Origin of the sequence: Planococcus sp. CP5-4_YE (assembly GCF_019042655.1) — a bacterium.
Lineage (GTDB): Bacteria > Bacillota > Bacilli > Bacillales_A > Planococcaceae > Planococcus.
Genome location: NZ_JAHPZO010000001.1, coordinates 126,381 through 144,694, shown reverse-complemented (window position 1 = coordinate 144,694; position 18,314 = coordinate 126,381). Strand labels below are relative to the sequence as shown.

The window sequence follows — 18,314 nt, the reverse complement described above, 5'->3', positions numbered from 1 at the left end:
AAGGAAGTGCCGAACAATGGAATCCAAGATCGAAGTATTAAATACGGTGCAAGTCGATTATCAATCCGACCTGTACAAAGTGGTCGATGCATTGAACCGGACATTGAAAGACCGCGATTTGATGTTTGGCCTGGCGCTCGATAAAGACGACCAGTCAAAAGCGGTTTTCACAATTTATAAAACCTAGGTGATCATATGAAAGAATGGATGAAATTCATCGTCGTTTTTCTGTCTTTTCTGGCTGTAGCCATTGTGCTGGTCATTTTATTCCTCGGCAATAAACCGTTTTCGGAAGCGGAACAAGCGGCCGTTGAAAAAGTGGAGGCAGAAGGGCTGCTCGACGAAGTGGAGCGGGCATACGTCTATTCCAGCTCGACCCAATCCGTGACGGTTCTCGGAACGGACGATGAAGGACAGATAAAAGCCGCCTTCGTTCCTGAAGAAGGGGACATACAAGCATTGATGCTTGAAGACCAACTGACCGCCCAACAAGCGCGTGAAATCGTTCAAGAAGATATGGAAGTCGAAAAAATCCTCCATACGAAGCTCGGCATGGAAGAGGCCGGAGCTGTATGGGAAATCGCCTTTTTGAACGAAGCTGGGCGCTTGAACTACGTCTATCTCTTAGCAGAAGACGGCACTTGGTGGAAACGTATATTGAATTTGTGAAAGGGTTGATCAATTTGTTGAAATTAGCAAACCGCGTACAAACCTTGACGCCATCTACAACATTGGCGATTACGGCAAAAGCGAATGAACTAAAAGCACAAGGCGTCGACGTCATCGGGCTCGGTGCAGGAGAGCCGGATTACAACACGCCTCAAAACATTCTCGATGCAGCCGAGCGCTCCATGGAAGAAGGCAAGACGAAATATACGCCTGCTGGCGGGTTGCCGGCGCTAAAGCAAGCGATCCAGGACAAATTGCAGCGCGACCAGGGACTAAGCTACGAAAAAAATGAAATCCTGGTCGGCGTCGGGGCAAAACATGTACTTTATACGCTATTCCAAGTATTGTTGAATGAAGGCGATGAAGTCATTATCCCGATCCCTTATTGGGTCAGCTATCCGGAACAGGTGAAATTGGCTGGAGGCGTGCCGGTTTACATAGAAGCAACAGCCGGGCAATCGTATAAAATCACTCCCCAACAATTGCGCGAAGCGATTACAGACCGCACAAAAGCCGTTATCATCAACTCGCCAAGCAATCCAACAGGCATGCTGTACTCGAAAGAAGAGCTTGAAGCACTTGCTGAAGTATGCCGCGAAGCGGATATTCTCATCGTTTCAGATGAAATTTACGAAAAATTGATTTACGGGGATGCTACCCATATTTCCGTAGCAGAGCTGTCAGAAGATGCTAAAAACCGCACAGTCATCATTAATGGCGTGTCAAAATCGCATTCAATGACCGGTTGGCGCATTGGCTATGCAGCCGGCGATAAAGAATTGATCAAAGCAATGACTGACCTTGCGAGCCATTCGACTTCGAACCCGACGACTACATCACAATATGCTGCAATCGAAGCCTATAACGGGCCTCAAGATGCAGTGGAAGAAATGCGCCAGGCATTTGAAAGCCGCCTGGAAGCTATTTTCCCTAAAGTGGAAGAAATTCCAGGATTCACCGTTTTGCGTCCTCAAGGGGCATTCTATTTGCTGCCGGACGTTTCAGAAGCTGCAGCGAAAACCGGCTTTTCTTCAGTAGATGATTTTGCAAAAGCATTGCTCGAAGAAGCAAACGTGGCAGTAATTCCAGGATCTGGCTTTGGCGCGCATTCGACGATCCGTTTATCCTATGCCACATCACTCGAGCTACTGGAAGAGGCAGTAGAACGCATCAGCCAATTCGTCCACAAGAATTGGAAAGAATAAGCACTATACATTTGGAGGCTATTGAATAGATGAAAAAAATCACTATCGCCGAAATGGCAAAATATAACGGACAAACCATTAAGCTCGGCGCATGGGTCGCCAATAAACGCTCCAGCGGAAAAATCGCCTTTCTTCAATTGCGTGATGGATCCGGCTTCGTGCAAGGCGTCGTCGTTAAAGCGGAAGTAGGCGAAGAAATCTTTGCCAAAGCAAAAGCATTGACGCAAGAAACTTCATTGTATGTGACTGGTGAAGTGAAAGAAGATGAACGCTCTGCGTTCGGCTACGAGCTAGCCATTTCAGAGATCGAAGTGATCCAGGAAGCAAAAGATTTCCCGATCACCCCAAAAGAGCACGGCACTGAATTCCTGATGGACAACCGCCACCTATGGCTGCGTTCAAGAAAACAGCACGCCATCATGAAAATCCGCAACGAAATCATCCGTGCCACTTACGAATTCTTCAATGACAACGGATTCGTCAAAGTGGACCCGCCGATTCTGACGGGATCTTCGCCGGAAGGCACATCGGAATTATTTGCGACGAAATACTTCGATGAAGATGCGTATCTATCACAATCCGGCCAGCTTTATATGGAAGCGGCTGCGATGGCATTAGGTAAAGTGTTCTCATTCGGCCCGACTTTCCGTGCCGAAAAATCGAAAACCCGCCGCCACTTAATTGAATTCTGGATGATCGAGCCGGAGATGGCCTTTGTGGAACATGCTGAGAGCTTGGAAGTCCAAGAGCAATACGTGGCACATATCGTGCAATCGGTCTTGAAGAATTGTAAGCTAGAACTCGAGCGCCTAGGCCGCGATACATCGAAGTTGGAGAAAATCCAAGCACCGTTCCCGCGTGTCACATATGACGAAGCAATTAAATGGTTGAACGACAACGGCTTTGACGATATTCAATGGGGCGAAGATTTTGGGGCGCCTCATGAGACCGCTTTGGCTGAAAGCTACGATATGCCGATCTTCATCACACATTACCCGATCGGCATCAAACCGTTCTATATGCAGCCGCATCCAGAGCGTGACGACGTTGTTCTATGTGCTGACATGATCGCGCCGGAAGGCTACGGGGAAATCATCGGCGGGTCTGAACGGATCCACGATTACGAGTTGATGAAACAACGCATCCAAGAGCACAACCTGGATGAAGCCGCTTATGAATGGTATTTGGACCTCAGTAAATACGGGGCAGTCCCGCATTCAGGATTCGGCCTTGGACTTGAGCGCACTGTTGCTTGGATCAGCGGGGCGGAACATGTCCGCGAATCGATTCCATTCCCGCGTTTGTTGAACCGTCTCTACCCTTAAAAAAGTTAAGCAATACAATAAGAAGCTACCCGGCAGAGATCCCTTCAACAGGTTTTCTGCCGCAGTAGATGAAATATCCTAATAGATTTAGACAGCTAGAAATTTGCATACAGAAAGGTGGTTGGGATATGAAACAGTCTGACCGATTGCAGCAATGGATTGAGCAGGGAAATGTGACCATTTCCCAGCTTTTTTTTCAGTTTTACCGACGCTTGAAGATCAGTGACGAGGAAGCAATCATGCTATTGCAGATTCATTCCTTCCAACAGGCAGGAAACGTGTTTCCGACACCGGATGAAATCGCCTCCCGGATGTCCGCCAGCCAGAACAGCGTGACGACAATGCTGCAGAAATTGATGCAGCAAGGCTATTTGTCGATACGCCAGGAAACGGCAGATGGCATGTTGACAGAGACGATTTCGCTCCAGCCTTTATGGGACAAGCTCGTAGATTGCCTGGAAGTTCAAGCGCAAACCGAAAAAGAGCATACGCAAAAAGAACAGGAAGGCGAGATCTTCCAACTATTTGAACAAGAGTTCGGGCGTTTTCTATCGCCGATGGAGATTGAAACAATTTCCATGTGGATGGACCAGGACGGCCATACGCCGGAAGTCATCCGCATGGCTTTGAAGGAAGCTGTCATCGCGCAGAAAATCAGCTTGCGCTACGTCGATCGCATTTTATTCGAATGGAAGAAAAAGAATATCCGGACGTCGAGCCAAGTATCGCGGCATGCGAATTCGTTCCGGGAAAAAAACATCCGCATCCAGCCGCAGGAAAGCACCGCGAAAAAAGTGCAATTCTATAATTGGCTGGAAGAGCGGAATTAGCAGGTGATAGGATGATGACGAAAAAGGAATGGCTCGCTTGCCTGGAGGAAATGGACCATATGTTTCCGGATGCCCATTGTGAATTGATCCACCGCAACCCGTTCGACTTGGTCATTGCGGTATTATTGTCTGCACAATGCACCGACAAGCTCGTCAATAAAGTGACGGCGGATCTTTTCGAAAAATACCATACACCGGAAGATTATCTTTCGGTTCCTTTAGAAGAATTGCAACAGGACATCCGGTCGATTGGCTTGTTCCGCAATAAAGCGAAGAACATCCAAGCGCTTAGCCGCATACTGATCGATCAGTACGGCGGGCGTGTGCCGGAAGATCGCGATTTATTGATGAGCTTGCCAGGTGTCGGGAGAAAGACCGCCAATGTGGTTGTTTCGGTCGCATTCAATAAGCCGGCGCTGGCTGTCGATACCCATGTCGAACGCGTCTCAAAACGGCTCGGCTTATGCCGCTGGAAAGATTCTCCCTTGCAAGTCGAAGAGACCATCATGAAAAAAACCCCTGCAGAGGATTGGTCAAAAACCCATCATCAAATCATTTTCTTCGGCCGCTATCACTGCAAAGCGCAAAATCCCGGCTGTCATGTGTGTCCGTTATTCGACCGTTGCCGTGAAGGAAAAAAACGCGATAAAAAAGGGCTTGTGAAACATGACGCTGTCACGGAAGTCAATTGATCAGGCGATCTCACCGTTTTATAATGACTGGGTCGTTTTATCTGTCGAGCTGAAATTTTGCATTGGACAAGAGGCAAGTGACTGCTACCAACTTATTGTCCGAGGCTGTGAAGTTTACGAAGAATTGCAAGAAACCTTGATTGGTTTGTTTGGAAGTTCCGCACCGTCCCCGTTGAATGAAAGTGAGCGGCTTGAGTTTGTAAAAAACTCAAGGAGCACACATGCAGCTTCAAGGCAATTGGAGCAATTGTTTGGGGAGCTCAAGAAAAAAATAGCACGTATAAAGGTCGGCTACCCAGCCGAATAAGTCACCGAACCCCTGGCTGTTGCCAGGGGTTTTTGCGCAAAAAAAAAAGCCTGCCCTAAATTTAGGGCAGGCTTTTTAAAATTGAAACGGAAGATTACTACTCCTCTTCATCGTCTTCGTTGCGGTTTGAGTTGTTGCCGTTATCGTTTCCATTCCCATTGCCGTCATTGCCATTGGATGTGGCATTGCCTCCTGATTCTGCTTCATCGCCTTCCTCAGGCTCTTCCGGTTGTTCAGGAGTGTCTATGGGCTCGTCTGGAGTCTGAACCGAATCTTCTTCAAGTTCTTCCTCAGCCGGTTCTTCTTCAGCAGGCTCTTCTTCGGCAGGCTCTTCTTCGGCCGGTTCTTCTTCAGCAGGCTGTTCTTCGGCTGGCTCTTCTTCAGCAGGCTCTTCTTCAGCCGGTTCTTCTTCCACCGGCTCTTCTTCAGCTGGTTCTTCTTCTGGCTCTTCCTCAGGCTCCTCTTCAGGGGGAGGCGTAATTTCGATGGTCGTGGAAGCAGGGTCACTGCGTCTGCCATTTTGAGTAGCGACGATGCGGAATGTATAAGTGACGCCTTCTTCTAACCCATTATAGGAATAGCTGGTGTTATTTGTCGTTGTCAGCACTTCACCGTTAACGGACACTTCGAATGATACATCATCCGAACCGTGGCTCCAGCTTAAGTTAGCTGTTGAGCTGCTGACATCTGCTCTTAATCCAGAAGGTCGGTCAGGGTCTGCCACAAATCGCTCTGATATTGTACTGGGCTGCGTCCCCCTTGCAAATAATTCTTCACTGCGCATGCTCCACGGTGTAAAAGGGCTAGCCAGGCGAAGTGGCTCAGTGCCGACTTCAATAACTTCCTGTGTCACTGAATCCGGTTGTTGGAAACTTGCCGTTTCCGGTGATGAGATCTGGCTCATCACTTGCTTGTACAAACGCTGTGCAAGCAAGCGTTCGTTTGAAGCGGTGTCGATCGGTGTTTCAACATTAGGATAGCCGCTCCAAACTGAGATGGAATAGTCAGTTGTGTATCCGGCAAACCAAACATCCCGTGCGGAGCTTGCATCTAAATTATATTCTTGAAGTTTTTCTTCAGAATAGTTAGATGTACCGGTTTTACCGGCCATATCGAGTCCGCTGATGGCGGCTTCTTTACCGGTGGCTCCTGAGATGCTTGTATCAACGACGTCACGCAGTATATCTGTCACCATATAAGCAGTGCTGTCTTTCATCGCCGTCACTGGTTCAGGCGAGACGACTGCTTCTGTCGAACCGTCGCGGAAGACGATTTTCTTGATAGTGTGCGGTTCAGTGAAGACACCGTTGTTGCCGAAAGCCGCAAAAGCGCCGGCCAGTTCGACAGTGGAAATATTGTCTGCACCGAGTGCTGTGGATTCATATACATTTTCCAAATCCAATCCAACTTTTTGTACAAAGTCTTTTGCGTTATCAGATCCTACTTCAGCTAACGCTTTAACTGCAGGAATATTGCGTGAGCGATACAAGGCTTCACGCGCTGTCATTGGCCCAAGGAATTCACCGTCAATATTACGGATTTCCTGGCCGCTGCTATAGGAATATTCTTCATCGACCAATGTCTGTCCAGTCGACCAATCCAAATACTCGATGGCAGGTCCATAACTGACAAGTGGCTTGATTGTTGAGCCGATGACGCGGTCTCTGGCCGTCGCAAAGTTTCTGCGCACATCGCCTTCGTACTCACGGGCTGCCCCCACTGCGCTGATACCGCCAGTTTGCGTATCGACGACTGTCATGGCAGACTCGACTTCGTCATCGAAGAAAAGGTCTGAAGCCATCGTCTCATTGACGCGTTCTTGTACATACGGTTCTAGCGTCGTGTAAATCGTCAAGCCTTCATCGAGCGAATAATCGCCTTCTAGCGCTTCAAGCTCATCGACGACCATTTCCATGAATGCCGTATATTCCGTACTTTCTTCCGGGGTAGTGCGCTGATCTTCCGGCAGGAGAGTCGATTCAACTGGTGTGTTCCACGCTTCTTCTTTTTGTGCTGCATCGATTTTCCCGTGCTGTTCCATCAAATTCAAGACGACATCGCGGCGCTCTTCAGCAGCTTGCGGATTCTTGAATGGATTGTAACGGTTCGGGCTTTGCGGCATGCCGGCAAGAAGGGCGGCTTCGTGAAGTTCCAGTTCAGCTGCCGGTTTTCCAAAGAACTGCTCTGCAGCAGTACCAAAGCCGTAAGTATTGCCTGACATCAGGATCTTGTTGAAATACATCTCAAAAATTTCTTCTTTGGAATATTCCTGTTCAAGCTTGAAAGCCAAGTAAGCTTCCTGTGCTTTACGTTTTAATGTTTTTTCGTTGGACAGGAAAGAGTTCTTGATAACTTGCTGGGTGATGGTACTGGCTCCCTGAGAACCGAAGCCGCCGGTGACGTTAGCGATGACTGCACCGCCAAGACGGATGAAATCAATTCCGGAGTGGTCATAGAAACGGTTGTCTTCAGTTGCGAGAATCGCGTCTTCCATCACTTGTGGGATGTCGTCATATTCTACGTATTCACGGTTTTGAGCGGTGAAATATGGGATTTCGGTTTCGCCGTCATTTGCCAGGAATACCGGGCTGATCGGATCTCGGAGCAGTTCTTCGTCGAGCTCAGGCGCACTGGACGCATAAACAGCGAACAAGACAACCCCGAACAGAAAGCTAGCGACCGCTAATGCGGCGATGGCCAGGAATCCTCTCTTGATCCATGTCTTTGCACCGGGTTTCTTTTGTTTATTCGAGTTTTTCCGTTGCCGTTCAATTGATTTTCTGCGTTCTTCACGCGATATTTTCTTATCACTCACAAGCGCTTCCTCACTTTCATGTATATGCTATTTCAATAGCTGATGGAGCACGGATAAATAATCAATTCTCGGAAAAGCGCCAGGTTTTACTTCAACCGAGGCTTCTTCCACTTCTGCTAAAGTCATCGATTTTCTGCCGCCGGCGGCCATTCGCTTCCAATAGGTTTCCAATATTTCGAATGGCAAGACGAAATAGCGGTCGAGTGAAGAGAATCGGATGATCAAAAAGGCTAGGCCCCCGTGGCGGATGATGTCTGCCATATGATGCACTTGGTGTTCGTGGATGTTCTTCAGCGGAAAAGAGGTGCGGATTTCGGTTTCTTTCGCTTCGAAATCGACGTAGCGGCCTTGCCAAATGCCGTTGTAATCAGTCGTCGACGGGGCTTGGAAATATGCTTCCCGAATGACCGCAGCGCTTCGTGACGGATATTCGACACGCACGATTTGAACCGGCACGGGCTTTTTATGGATGACGGCAAGCCCGCGCTGTAAATAAAAAATATTTGTTTCGTTCAGTTCATCCTCTAGCGTTTTTCCGCGATTGCTGAAGGAAACATCTTTCTTCTTTTTCTGCACCGGCTGATCCTTCGGTGGAGAAAACTTCTTGCCGTTTGGATAATTGATTGCCATTTGTGATACACCTCGCTTACTTTATCATATCACACGCACATAGACGACGAATATGATGAAAGGTTTCCGAACTTTATTCCTAATAATAGCGGATTTCGCGGCCATCTCCAACTGAAAAGAATGCCTGTTCGGCAAACTATATATGGCTTGCCGGATTGTGATAAACTAAGGGCTATGGAGGGGGAAGAAAATGGACCTCAAGCAATTATCAACCAATCTATACGAAGAATGCGATATGTGTCTTTCACGTTTTAAGAAAATGCGTGAACTGGACGCAGATCCTGATTTTTTTCAAGATGTAAAACCGTATGCCGATGAATGGCATGCTGCCATAGATGAATGGAAAGAGGCTTCACTAATGTTTATACGGAACGAACGGCCGAAATACGTCCATAAGCTGCAAATCGACAATGCGGCAGAAGGCATGGGACAAGTATTCGTCCAAAGTTTCTATAAAGATACGAGCAAAAAACGTTTTGTCCAGACGATCCAAGCGGCTCAGTACACGATACAGACCTTGCTTACAGCGATAGATGAAAAGGGCGATGAGAAACAATGAGAATCAAAAAGACAATACCGGAAATCCTTAAAGAGTGGAAAGTGGAGCCGGAGATGATGGAGCGCATTTACCATTGGCATACGAAGCCTGAGAAACCGGCAAGCTATGCCGATTTCCCGGAAGCGATGCACGATAGCCTGAAACAAGCTTTACGCAAAAAAGGCATCGAACAATTGTATACCCATCAAAGGCAGGCGTTCGACTTGGCGCAAGCGGGCAATTCGTTTACGGCCGTAACGCCGACTGCATCCGGTAAATCGTATTGCTATCATTTGCCGGTGCTGCATAAAATATTGAATGACCCGAATGCGCGGGCATTGTACTTGTTTCCGACAAAAGCTTTGGCGCAAGACCAAAAAAGTGATTTGCACGATTTGATTGAAAAGACCGAGCAGTCGATCTTGTCCTATACCTATGACGGCGACACGTCCCCGTCGATCCGGACGAAAGTAAGGAAAGCCGGGCAAATCGTCATGACCAATCCCGACATGCTCCACTCAGGAATTTTGCCGCACCATACAAAATGGGTGTCTCTTTTTGAGAACCTTCATTATATAGTGATCGATGAACTGCATACCTATAAAGGGGTATTTGGCACCCATGTGGCGCATGTCATCCGCCGCTTGAAGCGCATCTGCAACTTTTACGGCAGCAATCCGGTCTTTATCTGTACGTCAGCGACTATCGCCAATCCGAAGCAGCTGGCTGAAAGCCTGACCAATAGCGATCATGAATTGATTGACGAAAACGGCGCGCCGGCGGGCAAAAAGCATATTTTGTTCTATAATCCGCCGATCGTCCATCCGACATTCGGCGTCCGGCGCAGTGCGGTGCTCGAAGTGCGTGATCTGGCGACCTATCTTGTCAAGCAAGGCGTCCAGACAATCGTTTTTGCCAAAAGCCGCGTACGCGTGGAAATGCTGGTAACTTATTTAAACGAAATTACTAAATATAAGTTGCAGGACGAATCGATTAAAGGCTATCGGGGCGGCTATTTGCCGTCCGAGCGGCGCGCCATCGAAAAAGGCTTGCGCGATGGTTCGATTCAATGCGTCGTATCGACCAATGCACTGGAACTCGGCGTTGATATAGGCCAATTGCAGGCGTGCATTATGACCGGCTATCCCGGCAATATCGCGAGCGCCTGGCAGCAGGCGGGTCGTGCGGGCAGGCGCCAAGACGAATCGCTCGTCGTCTATGTCGCCCAGTCGACAGCACTCGACCAATACATTATCAACCATCCGGAATATCTTCTTGACCAATCCCCGGAAGAAGCGCGCATCCATCCGGAGAATATCATCATCCTGATGGATCACCTGAAATGTGCGTCGTTTGAACTGCCGTTTTCGACAGATGATATGTACGGGGAATTCGATGTCCAGTCCTTGCTTGAATATCTTCAGGAAGAAGGGGTTCTCGTCCGCACGTCAGACCGTTGGCATTGGATGAGCGACCGTTTTCCGGCTCACGATATTTCCTTGCGCTCGGCCACGCAGGAAAATGTCGTCATCGTCGACCAATCGGTACCAGCCGATACGAAAGTCATCGGTGAGATGGACCGTTTCAGTGCCATGACGCTGTTGCACGAAGAAGCGATCTACCTTCATCAAGGCACGCAGTTCCAAGTGGAAATTTTGGATTGGGAAGAGAAAAAAGCCTATGTGCGCGAGGTGGACGTCGATTATTTCACCGACGCGAACTTGGCGATCGAACTGAAAGTGATCAGCGAAGACAAACACCGCAAGCTCCACCAGTCCAATGTATTTTACGGAGATGTGGCAGTGCTAGCTATGCCGACAATCTTCAAGAAAATCCGTTTTGATACGCATGATAATATCGGCTCAGGGCCGATATCATTGCCAGCCGAAGAATTGCATACGTCTTCGACTTGGCTCAGTTTTGATAAGCCCGCCGAATTCAGCGATTCGGATTTATCGGATATGATGACTGGCGCGGCTTATGCAATCGAAAGTTTTATCCCGATATTCGTACAATGCGACCGGCGCGATGTCCACGTCGTACCGCAAGTGAAATCACCACACAACGACCAGCCCTCATTTTTCATTCACGATTCTTATCCAGGGGGCATCGGCATCAGCGAGCGCATCTATGAGTTATGGCAGCCGCTGCTTGAAAAAGCGCGCCAGCACGTCACGGAATGCCCATGCTTCGACGGGTGCCCGTCGTGCATCGGCGCTCAGGATGCGGCGATGGATATGAAAGGGCGCGTCATCGAATTGCTCGTGGAATTGGAGAAAGAGGGGTGAGCGTATGTCTTTTGAAAATAAGCTGATGCAAATGAAAGGCATGCTGAATAAAAAACCGGCAACCCGAAAAGCGCAAACGACTCCTGCACGGCCGTCTCATGAAATGCAATGGAAAGAAATTGGCTTGACCTTAAAGGAAAATAAATTCGGTTTTGTGTTTGAGAAAAAAATCGAGTATCCACTTGATTACCGCCACGGCAATGTCGTGCTGGGCGAACTCGACCGTGTGCTTGATGCATGGCAGAGTACTGATTACGAACACCCATTCAAACTCTCAGAAGAAGCCCCTTTGTTGTTTTTTGATACAGAAACGACAGGGCTCGGCGGGACGGGGGCATATATTTTCCTGCTCGGCGTATTGGAACGAAAACCAGGCCGTTTTGAAATGACTCAATGGATCATGCCGGATCCTTCGCAAGAAGCGGCTTTTCTCTATGAATCGAATTTGTGGCAGGCACAGGACTCGGTCATTTTCTCCTATAATGGCAAAAGCTTCGACTGGCCGCAGCTCCATTCGCGCTGGACGATGCACCGCGGGGCCTTGCCGAAACTGCCGGACCCGCAGCAGATTGATTTATTCCACGGCACGAAACGGATCTGGAAAAACGAATTGCAGCGGCTCAAGCTCAGCGTCATCGAAGAAGAAAAGCTCGGCTTTGCCCGCAGTGGGGACGTGCCGGGGTATTTAATCCCCGCAATTTATCTCGATGCAGTTAAAAGCGGATTTCCGGAAGGTTTGGCGAAAGTGCTGTACCATAATGAATTGGATATCCTATCGCTCGTATCGCTTTATATCCGTTCATCTGATTTGTTGATGGAGGATCTCTCGAGTGAATCGAGCGGCGCTTATACGAATATTGGCAAATGGTATGCGGACTTGAAGCAATTCGACCAAAGCGCCGCTTACCTCGAACATGTCACACTTGAGCGCGGAGATGCCGGGGCGCTTGCCCGCTTTTTGCTGGCAGTGCAAAAAAAGCGCAAAGGCGAATTTGCGGAAGCGCTTCAATTGTTTAAAGAAGCAGCGCCCCATCTGCGCGGCCCGGTAGAAGTGGAGGCATGGGTGCATTTGGCGAAACTTCACGAACATCAATTCAAAGATCCAACGCAGGCACTCGTCATGACCGGCTTTGCAAAAGAAGCAGCCAGCCATACGAAAGTCAGGAAGTCGATAGTAGACGACTTGGTCAAGCGTGAATTGCGGCTCGAGGAGAAAAAGCGAAAAAAAGCCGCCGAATCTACGGTTCACAGAACACGATAAATATCGCTTATGCTATACTAACCGTAAGGAATAGACATATTTCACGAAGTTTCTTTTAATGGAAGGACGATTCGAATGGATATTAAATATGCAGCAAAAGACATTTTAGAAAAAGACTTTAAAACAGCCATGCGCGGCTACAACCAGGATGAAGTAGATCATTTCCTGGATGAAATCATTCAGGACTATGAATTGTACAACAAAAAAATCGAACAACTGCAAAATGAAAACCGCCGATTGCGCACGGAGCTGGAGGAATCGCCACAAAAGCAAGCAACTCCCGCGCCTGGAACGACCAATTTTGACATTCTGCGCAGATTGTCCCATTTAGAAAATCATGTATTCGGCAATAAGCTCGACAATAGATAACAAGCTTGTCAACAGTCGCCGAATAGCGTATACTTAGTTAGCCATTTGAAATTCTGGCAATCGCTCCCGCACTTGATGCGGGAGAGGAAAGTCCATGCTCACACGGATCTGCGATGACCGTAGTGATCGCGCCCAGCGAAACAATAAGCTGGGGCAGCATTTATGCTGACGGCGGGTAGAACGCCTAAGTCTTCGGATATGGCCGAAATACCCTGAAGGTGCCACAGTGACGGAGCTGTCTAGGAAACTATGCAGGTGGAACGAGGTAAACCCCGCGAGTGAGAAACCCAAATTATGGTAGGGGCACTTTTCCAAGGGAAATGAACCGACGGAAGAGGCGGAGTGAATCCGCAGATAGATGATTGCCATCCGCTAGTACGAGGCTTTGGCTGTTTGAGTACGTGGAGACAAAACATGGCTTATAGAATTTTGAATGGTCTTAACTTATTATCTTTGAAAGGCTCTCCTGCTGGGGAGCCTTTCTTCATATGAATGAAGAAAAAATTGAAGTGAAAAATTATATATGGTTCAAGCTGCCGCCTATCGATATCCGGTAGTGTCAGCAGTAGCTGCTATATGACTAAAACAGGTATTAGGAAGACGGAAAGGAAGTTGTTATGACTAGTTATAAATTACTGGCCACTGCGGCAATGGGTCTGGAATCCATCGTGGCAAACGAAGTAAAAGAACTTGGATACGAAACGACAACAGACAACGGAAAAGTGTTTTTTGAAGGCACTGCCCGTGACATTGCGAAAACGAACCTTTGGCTGCGCACCGCTGACCGCGTGAAATTGATTGCCGGCGAATTCGAAGCGACCACTTTTGATGAGCTGTTTGAACAGACAAAAGCGATTGAATGGGAAAAATACTTGCCAGTCGATGCCGAATTCCCGGTTCAAGGAAAATCGGTCAAGTCAAAGCTTCACAGTGTGCCGACCTGCCAGTCAATCGTCAAAAAAGCAATTGTCGAACGCATGAAAAAAGCCTATCACCGCAATGCCTTCTTGGATGAATCGGGGCCGCGTTTCAAAATCGAAGTATCGATCCTGAAAGATAAAGTCCAATTATCAATCGATACAAGCGGAGCGGGACTTCATAAACGCGGCTACCGCGTCGGGCAAGGCGAAGCACCACTAAAGGAAACTTTGGCGGCAGCGCTTATCAAATTGTCGCGCTGGAGCCCAGATCGGCCATTTGTCGATCCGTTCTGCGGTTCAGGGACAATCGTCATCGAAGCAGCAATGATCGGCCAGAACATCGCCCCGGGCTACAACCGGGAATTCGATAGCGAACAATGGCCATGGATCGGCTCGAAGATCTGGGATGAAGTTCGTGCAGAAGCGGAAGAACAAGCGGATTACGACCAGCCGCTTAATATTCTCGGCACGGATATCGACCACCGGATGATCCAGATCGCCGAAGAAAACGTCATCGAAGCTGGATTTGCAGGAATTGTCCGTTTGCAGCAGCGCCAAGTGACAGATTTCACGACAACCGAAGAGAACGGTGTTGTCATCGGGAACCCGCCGTACGGCGAGCGGATCGGTGAAGTGGAAGTGATCGAAGAAATGATTGGGGATATGGGACAAATGTTCTCGAAATACCCGACATGGTCTGTTTATATGCTGTCTTCGATGGAAGGCTTTGAAAAACTCTACGGCCAAAAAGCGACGAAAAAACGCAAATTATATAATGGTTTTATCCGCACGGACCTGTTCCAATTCTGGGGAGAACGTCCAAAAAATAAATGAGGAAAACGGAAGGGCGTGTGCCCTTCCGTTTCTCTGTGAGGGGTTTTATATGAGACAAGCATTGCCATTTCCGTTATCCAAAGATAAAACGTTCTTTGACTCATTGAACGACTGGATCGGGGATATCTTCTACGATATTCTGCCTGAAAAAGGGTATGAACTTCGCGATGAACAGATTTTCATGTCGTTTCAATTGGAAAAAGCGCTGAAAGAACGACAAGTGCTATTTGCAGAAGCTGGCGTCGGCACAGGCAAGACGATGGCCTATTTATTGCCAGCGATTGCATATGCCCGCTACACAGGCAAGCCTGCCCTCATTTCTTGTGCAGATGAGGCATTGATCGAACAATTGGTGAAAAAAGGCGGGGATATCGACCGTTTGGATGAATTGTTCAATTTGAACCTGGACGTCCGCCTGGCGAAATCACGCGACCAGTATTTATGTTTGCAACGCTTCGAAGGGGCAAAAAAACGCAGCGAAGCGGATTTCCTCGACCATATCGAAGATACGCTTCCCGAATTCGTCAACAAAACTTATTCGATGCAGCAAATGTATCCATATGGCGAACGCTCAAGTTATCCGGAACTCACGGATGATCAGTGGCAACAAGTCAATTACCATCCGATCCAAAACTGCAACGCTTGCGATATGCGCAATAAATGCGGATTGACCTTGCACCGCAACCATTACCGGGAAGCGACCGACCTGGTCATCTGTTCCCATGATTTCCTGATGGAGCACATTTGGACAAAAGAAAACCGCAAGCACGAAGGCCAAGCCCCATTGCTTCCGGAAGTTTCCCAAATCGTGCTCGATGAAGGCCACTTACTGGAATTCGCGGCACAGCGCGCACTTACTTATGAAGTGCAGGAAAGCTCGCTTTATGACGTGACGGAAAAAGTTATGGTCGATGGGGTCCGCGAAAAGACGCTCGGGCTCATTGAACGGACCATCGATTTGCATACTGAGTTTTTCCGTGTGCTGCGCAGTAACTTAATCCCTAGCGAAGAAGACCGCAAAGCGATACAAGAAGACCCGCTATTGAAACGAATCGGGACGGAATTGATCCGTACCGTCGATAACTTGTTGGAAGAATTCGTCTTCGAAGGGGAATTGTTCAGCATTCCGGAATACGAACTGAATCTGGCTGAGGAGTATTTTGAGCAGTATAACTTCTCAATGGGCTTATTTGTCGAAAATGGCGACGCGATCAGCTGGCTTGAAGAAAAAGATGAAATTGAAACTTTGGTCATCATGCCACGCCTTGTGACGGATATTCTCGATGAGAAATTATTCGATGGCAAACTGCCGATCGTCTTTTCTTCCGCCACATTGTCTGTCGCGAAGGATTTCACTTATTTAGCGGATACCTTAGGGATCGACAATTTCGAATCGTTCTCGGTGCCGTCTCCGTTTGAATACGAAGAAGTGATGGAGATCTTCAAGCATCCTGTCGCACAGGAGGCAAAAGCGCAAAAAGTACTGGAACTGGCAGCGGAAGGCGGACAGACTTTGGTATTGTTCAAATCAAAAGCCGCCATGCAATCTTTCAAACGAGCAGTGCCGACAGATTCTCCGCTTGCCATCGAGTTTGAAGGCGACCGTGAGCTATCGTCTGTCGTGCGCGATTTCCAGGATGGCAAATTCCAAGTGCTTTGCTCCCATCATCTATGGGAAGGAATGGACTTGCCGGGAGACGCCTTGACTAAGGTTATCATTGTCGATTTGCCGATGCCGCCGAACGACCCGGTATTCGATGCCAAACGCAAATTCAGCGAGCATCCGCTGGAAGAGATCGACTTGCCGTTCATGCAGCTGCGCTTGCAGCAAGGCGTCGGGCGGTTGATCCGCTCTTCATCTGACCATGGCCAAATCCATTTGCTATTGACCGAAGAGGAATTGCGCATTGAACATCTTTGGCAGAATGTTTTGCCGGTGCCGGCGAAACATCGATGAATAAATTAGAAGTGATAGATCAGCGGGGAAAGCTCCCCGCTGATTTTTTTATATCATTTCCGCTTCACCGCCTATAGAAATGAAATTCTTGAAAGCTGTGGGGGCGGACAAAAGCTTCCATATGATACAATAGACCGGAAAAGAAGGAGGAATATTGTGTAAATGGAACAACAATTCAGGGAACTACACCAGAAAATGACAAGTTACAACGAAGCCATCTCCTTGCTGTATTGGGATATGCGGACAGGCGCACCGAAGAAAGGCCAAGACTTGCGTTCAGAGACGATCGGGACCTTGTCTTCAGAACTTTTTGCGATGTCGACTTCCGAAGAATATGGCAAGCTGATCGCTGAACTGAAAAAGCAGGACGGCTTATCAACCGCGATGCAGCGTTCGGTGGAAGAAGCTGATCGTGAATACCAATTGAACGCCAAAATTCCACCGGAGGAATACCGTAAGTTCGTTGTCTTGACAAGCAAAGCGGAATCCGTTTGGGAAGAGGCGAAAGAGCAGGCGGATTTCGCCATGTTCCAACCCTACCTTGAAGAGCTCGTGGAAACGACACGGCGCTTTGTCGGCTACTGGGGCATGAAAAACGGCAGCGTCTATAACACTTTGCTGGACCAGTATGAGCCAGGCGTCACGACTGAGCAACTGGATCAGGTATTTGGGCAGTTGAGAAACCGCATCGTGCCGCTCGTCAAACAAATCCAAGAGTCTGAAAATCAGCCGAACACAGAATTTTTGTATGGGCATTTCCCGAAACAAGCCCAGCAGGATTTCAGCTTGGATGTGTTGAACCAATTGGGCTATGATTTCGAAGCGGGAAGACTTGACGAAACGGTCCATCCGTTTATGATCGCAGTGAACCGCGGCGATGTCAGGGTGACGACAAAATACGATGAACGCGATTTCCGTACGGCCGTTTTTGGCACGATTCACGAGGCAGGCCATGCTTTGTACGAACAAAACATCAGCAGTAATTTGAGCGGATTGCCGGTGGACGGGGGCTCCTCGATGGGCATCCATGAATCACAGTCCTTGTTCTTTGAGAATTTTGTCGGGCGCAACGAGTCATTCTGGCGCCATAATTACGAAAAATTCCTATCTTATGCACCGGATTCGTTCCAGCAGGCAAGTCTTGATGAATTCCTCAAAGCCATCAATGAATCCAAAGCTTCATTGATCCGCATCGAAGCCGATGAATTAACTTATGCACTTCATATCATGATTCGTTATGAATTGGAAAAAGGCTTGTTTGACGGTGACTATGAAGTCAAGGACCTCCCGGCTTTATGGAACGATAAATACGAAGAATACTTAGGCATCCGACCAGAACATGACGGTGAAGGCGTGCTTCAAGATGTCCACTGGGCAGGCGGCAGCTTTGGCTATTTCCCTTCCTATGCACTGGGTCTGTTATATGCAGCACAGTTCAAAAATGCCATGCAAAAAGACATCCCGAATTATGATGAATTGCTGGCAACCGGAGAAATCGGCCCGATCACTGATTGGCTGACTGATAAAGTTCACCGTCACGGAGCTGTCAAGAAGCCGCTTGAGCTTTTAGAAGAAGCGACGGGTGAAAGCTTGAATGGAAATCATCTGGCCGAATACTTGGAAGCGAAATACGCCAAAATTTATCGATTAGATTAAAGCAATAAAATGAATAGA

Annotated in this window: 16 protein-coding genes and 1 other RNA gene; 15 read left to right on the top strand and 2 right to left on the bottom strand. The window is 48.2% G+C overall.

The features are described 5' to 3' along the window. The first annotated feature begins 16 nt into the window (after nt 1-16). The 7 genes from KTG14_RS00725 (at nt 17) to KTG14_RS00695 (ending at nt 5,028) form a co-directional block, all read left to right on the top strand. Complete coding sequence (locus tag KTG14_RS00725) at nt 17-187, top strand: YpmA family protein (RefSeq protein ID WP_211654333.1); 171 nt, start codon at nt 17-19, stop codon at nt 185-187. A gap of 8 nt (nt 188-195) precedes the next feature. Next, nucleotides 196-669, top strand: coding sequence for a cell wall elongation regulator TseB-like domain-containing protein (locus KTG14_RS00720; RefSeq protein ID WP_216968457.1), 474 nt, complete (start codon nt 196-198; stop codon nt 667-669). A gap of 14 nt (nt 670-683) precedes the next feature. Continuing rightward, nucleotides 684-1,874: a pyridoxal phosphate-dependent aminotransferase gene (locus KTG14_RS00715; protein WP_374939890.1), complete on the top strand. Its 1,191-nt coding sequence runs from the start codon at nt 684-686 to the stop codon at nt 1,872-1,874. A 29-nt stretch (nt 1,875-1,903) separates the two neighbouring features. Then, a complete protein-coding gene (gene asnS / locus KTG14_RS00710; protein ID WP_216968456.1) occupies nt 1,904-3,199 on the top strand; it encodes an asparagine--tRNA ligase in 1,296 nt (431 codons plus the stop codon). 128 nt (nt 3,200-3,327) lie between these two features. Next, nucleotides 3,328-4,029 carry a DnaD domain-containing protein gene (locus tag KTG14_RS00705; protein WP_211654330.1) on the top strand — a complete coding sequence of 234 codons (702 nt, stop codon included), beginning with the start codon at nt 3,328-3,330 and terminating at the stop codon, nt 4,027-4,029. An 11-nt stretch (nt 4,030-4,040) separates the two neighbouring features. Beyond that, complete coding sequence (gene nth / locus KTG14_RS00700) at nt 4,041-4,721, top strand: endonuclease III (RefSeq protein WP_216968454.1); 681 nt, start codon at nt 4,041-4,043, stop codon at nt 4,719-4,721. Then, a complete protein-coding gene (locus KTG14_RS00695; RefSeq protein WP_216968453.1) occupies nt 4,696-5,028 on the top strand; it encodes a YpoC family protein in 333 nt (110 codons plus the stop codon). The genes nth and KTG14_RS00695 overlap by 26 nt, the downstream gene beginning before the upstream one ends. 97 nt (nt 5,029-5,125) lie before the next feature. Here the strand turns inward: KTG14_RS00695 and KTG14_RS00690 are convergent, their stop codons facing one another. Beyond that, nucleotides 5,126-7,843, bottom strand: a complete 2,718-nt coding sequence (locus KTG14_RS00690; protein WP_216968451.1) for a penicillin-binding protein 1A — start codon at nt 7,841-7,843, stop codon at nt 5,126-5,128. Nucleotides 7,844-7,870: 27 nt separating this feature from the next. Continuing rightward, nucleotides 7,871-8,473: a Holliday junction resolvase RecU gene (gene recU / locus KTG14_RS00685; protein ID WP_216968448.1), complete on the bottom strand. Its 603-nt coding sequence runs from the start codon at nt 8,471-8,473 to the stop codon at nt 7,871-7,873. A gap of 190 nt (nt 8,474-8,663) precedes the next feature. Here recU and KTG14_RS00680 point away from each other — a divergent pair, with 190 nt between their 5' ends. From KTG14_RS00680 to KTG14_RS00645, 8 genes are all read left to right on the top strand, one after another. Continuing rightward, a complete protein-coding gene (locus tag KTG14_RS00680) occupies nt 8,664-9,032 on the top strand; it encodes a YppE family protein (RefSeq protein ID WP_216968446.1) in 369 nt (122 codons plus the stop codon). Continuing rightward, nucleotides 9,029-11,299 (top strand): DEAD/DEAH box helicase, encoded by a 2,271-nt coding sequence (locus tag KTG14_RS00675; RefSeq protein ID WP_216968444.1) that lies wholly within the window; start codon nt 9,029-9,031, stop codon nt 11,297-11,299. The genes KTG14_RS00680 and KTG14_RS00675 overlap by 4 nt, the downstream gene beginning before the upstream one ends. A 4-nt stretch (nt 11,300-11,303) precedes the next feature. Further along, complete coding sequence (locus tag KTG14_RS00670; RefSeq protein WP_216968442.1) at nt 11,304-12,560, top strand: ribonuclease H-like domain-containing protein; 1,257 nt, start codon at nt 11,304-11,306, stop codon at nt 12,558-12,560. A 75-nt stretch (nt 12,561-12,635) separates the two neighbouring features. Next, nucleotides 12,636-12,929, top strand: coding sequence for a cell division regulator GpsB (gpsB, locus tag KTG14_RS00665; RefSeq protein ID WP_216968439.1), 294 nt, complete (start codon nt 12,636-12,638; stop codon nt 12,927-12,929). Nucleotides 12,930-12,977: 48 nt separating this feature from the next. Continuing rightward, nucleotides 12,978-13,356, top strand: an RNA gene (gene rnpB / locus KTG14_RS00660) — RNase P RNA component class B. A 190-nt stretch (nt 13,357-13,546) separates the two neighbouring features. Further along, nucleotides 13,547-14,683, top strand: a complete 1,137-nt coding sequence (locus KTG14_RS00655; RefSeq protein ID WP_216968438.1) for a THUMP domain-containing class I SAM-dependent RNA methyltransferase — start codon at nt 13,547-13,549, stop codon at nt 14,681-14,683. A gap of 49 nt (nt 14,684-14,732) precedes the next feature. Further along, nucleotides 14,733-16,640, top strand: coding sequence for an ATP-dependent DNA helicase (locus KTG14_RS00650; RefSeq protein WP_216968435.1), 1,908 nt, complete (start codon nt 14,733-14,735; stop codon nt 16,638-16,640). 162 nt (nt 16,641-16,802) lie between these two features. Beyond that, nucleotides 16,803-18,296 (top strand): carboxypeptidase M32, encoded by a 1,494-nt coding sequence (locus KTG14_RS00645; RefSeq protein ID WP_216968434.1) that lies wholly within the window; start codon nt 16,803-16,805, stop codon nt 18,294-18,296. The last annotated feature ends 18 nt before the right edge of the window (nt 18,297-18,314 follow it).

Bases quoted from the DNA above. Each gene is read 5' to 3' on its own strand.
- KTG14_RS00725 (WP_211654333.1), top strand. From the start codon at position 17: ATGGAATCCAAGATCGAAGTATTAAATACGGTGCAAGTCGATTATCAA.
- KTG14_RS00720 (WP_216968457.1), top strand. From the start codon at position 196: ATGAAAGAATGGATGAAATTCATCGTCGTTTTTCTGTCTTTTCTGGCT.
- asnS (WP_216968456.1), top strand. From the start codon at position 1,904: ATGAAAAAAATCACTATCGCCGAAATGGCAAAATATAACGGACAAACC.
- KTG14_RS00705 (WP_211654330.1), top strand. From the start codon at position 3,328: ATGAAACAGTCTGACCGATTGCAGCAATGGATTGAGCAGGGAAATGTG.
- nth (WP_216968454.1), top strand. From the start codon at position 4,041: ATGATGACGAAAAAGGAATGGCTCGCTTGCCTGGAGGAAATGGACCAT.
- KTG14_RS00695 (WP_216968453.1), top strand. From the start codon at position 4,696: ATGACGCTGTCACGGAAGTCAATTGATCAGGCGATCTCACCGTTTTAT.
- recU (WP_216968448.1), bottom strand. From the start codon at position 8,473: ATGGCAATCAATTATCCAAACGGCAAGAAGTTTTCTCCACCGAAGGAT.
- KTG14_RS00680 (WP_216968446.1), top strand. From the start codon at position 8,664: ATGGACCTCAAGCAATTATCAACCAATCTATACGAAGAATGCGATATG.
- KTG14_RS00675 (WP_216968444.1), top strand. From the start codon at position 9,029: ATGAGAATCAAAAAGACAATACCGGAAATCCTTAAAGAGTGGAAAGTG.
- KTG14_RS00670 (WP_216968442.1), top strand. From the start codon at position 11,304: ATGTCTTTTGAAAATAAGCTGATGCAAATGAAAGGCATGCTGAATAAA.
- gpsB (WP_216968439.1), top strand. From the start codon at position 12,636: ATGGATATTAAATATGCAGCAAAAGACATTTTAGAAAAAGACTTTAAA.
- KTG14_RS00655 (WP_216968438.1), top strand. From the start codon at position 13,547: ATGACTAGTTATAAATTACTGGCCACTGCGGCAATGGGTCTGGAATCC.
- KTG14_RS00650 (WP_216968435.1), top strand. From the start codon at position 14,733: ATGAGACAAGCATTGCCATTTCCGTTATCCAAAGATAAAACGTTCTTT.
- KTG14_RS00645 (WP_216968434.1), top strand. From the start codon at position 16,803: ATGGAACAACAATTCAGGGAACTACACCAGAAAATGACAAGTTACAAC.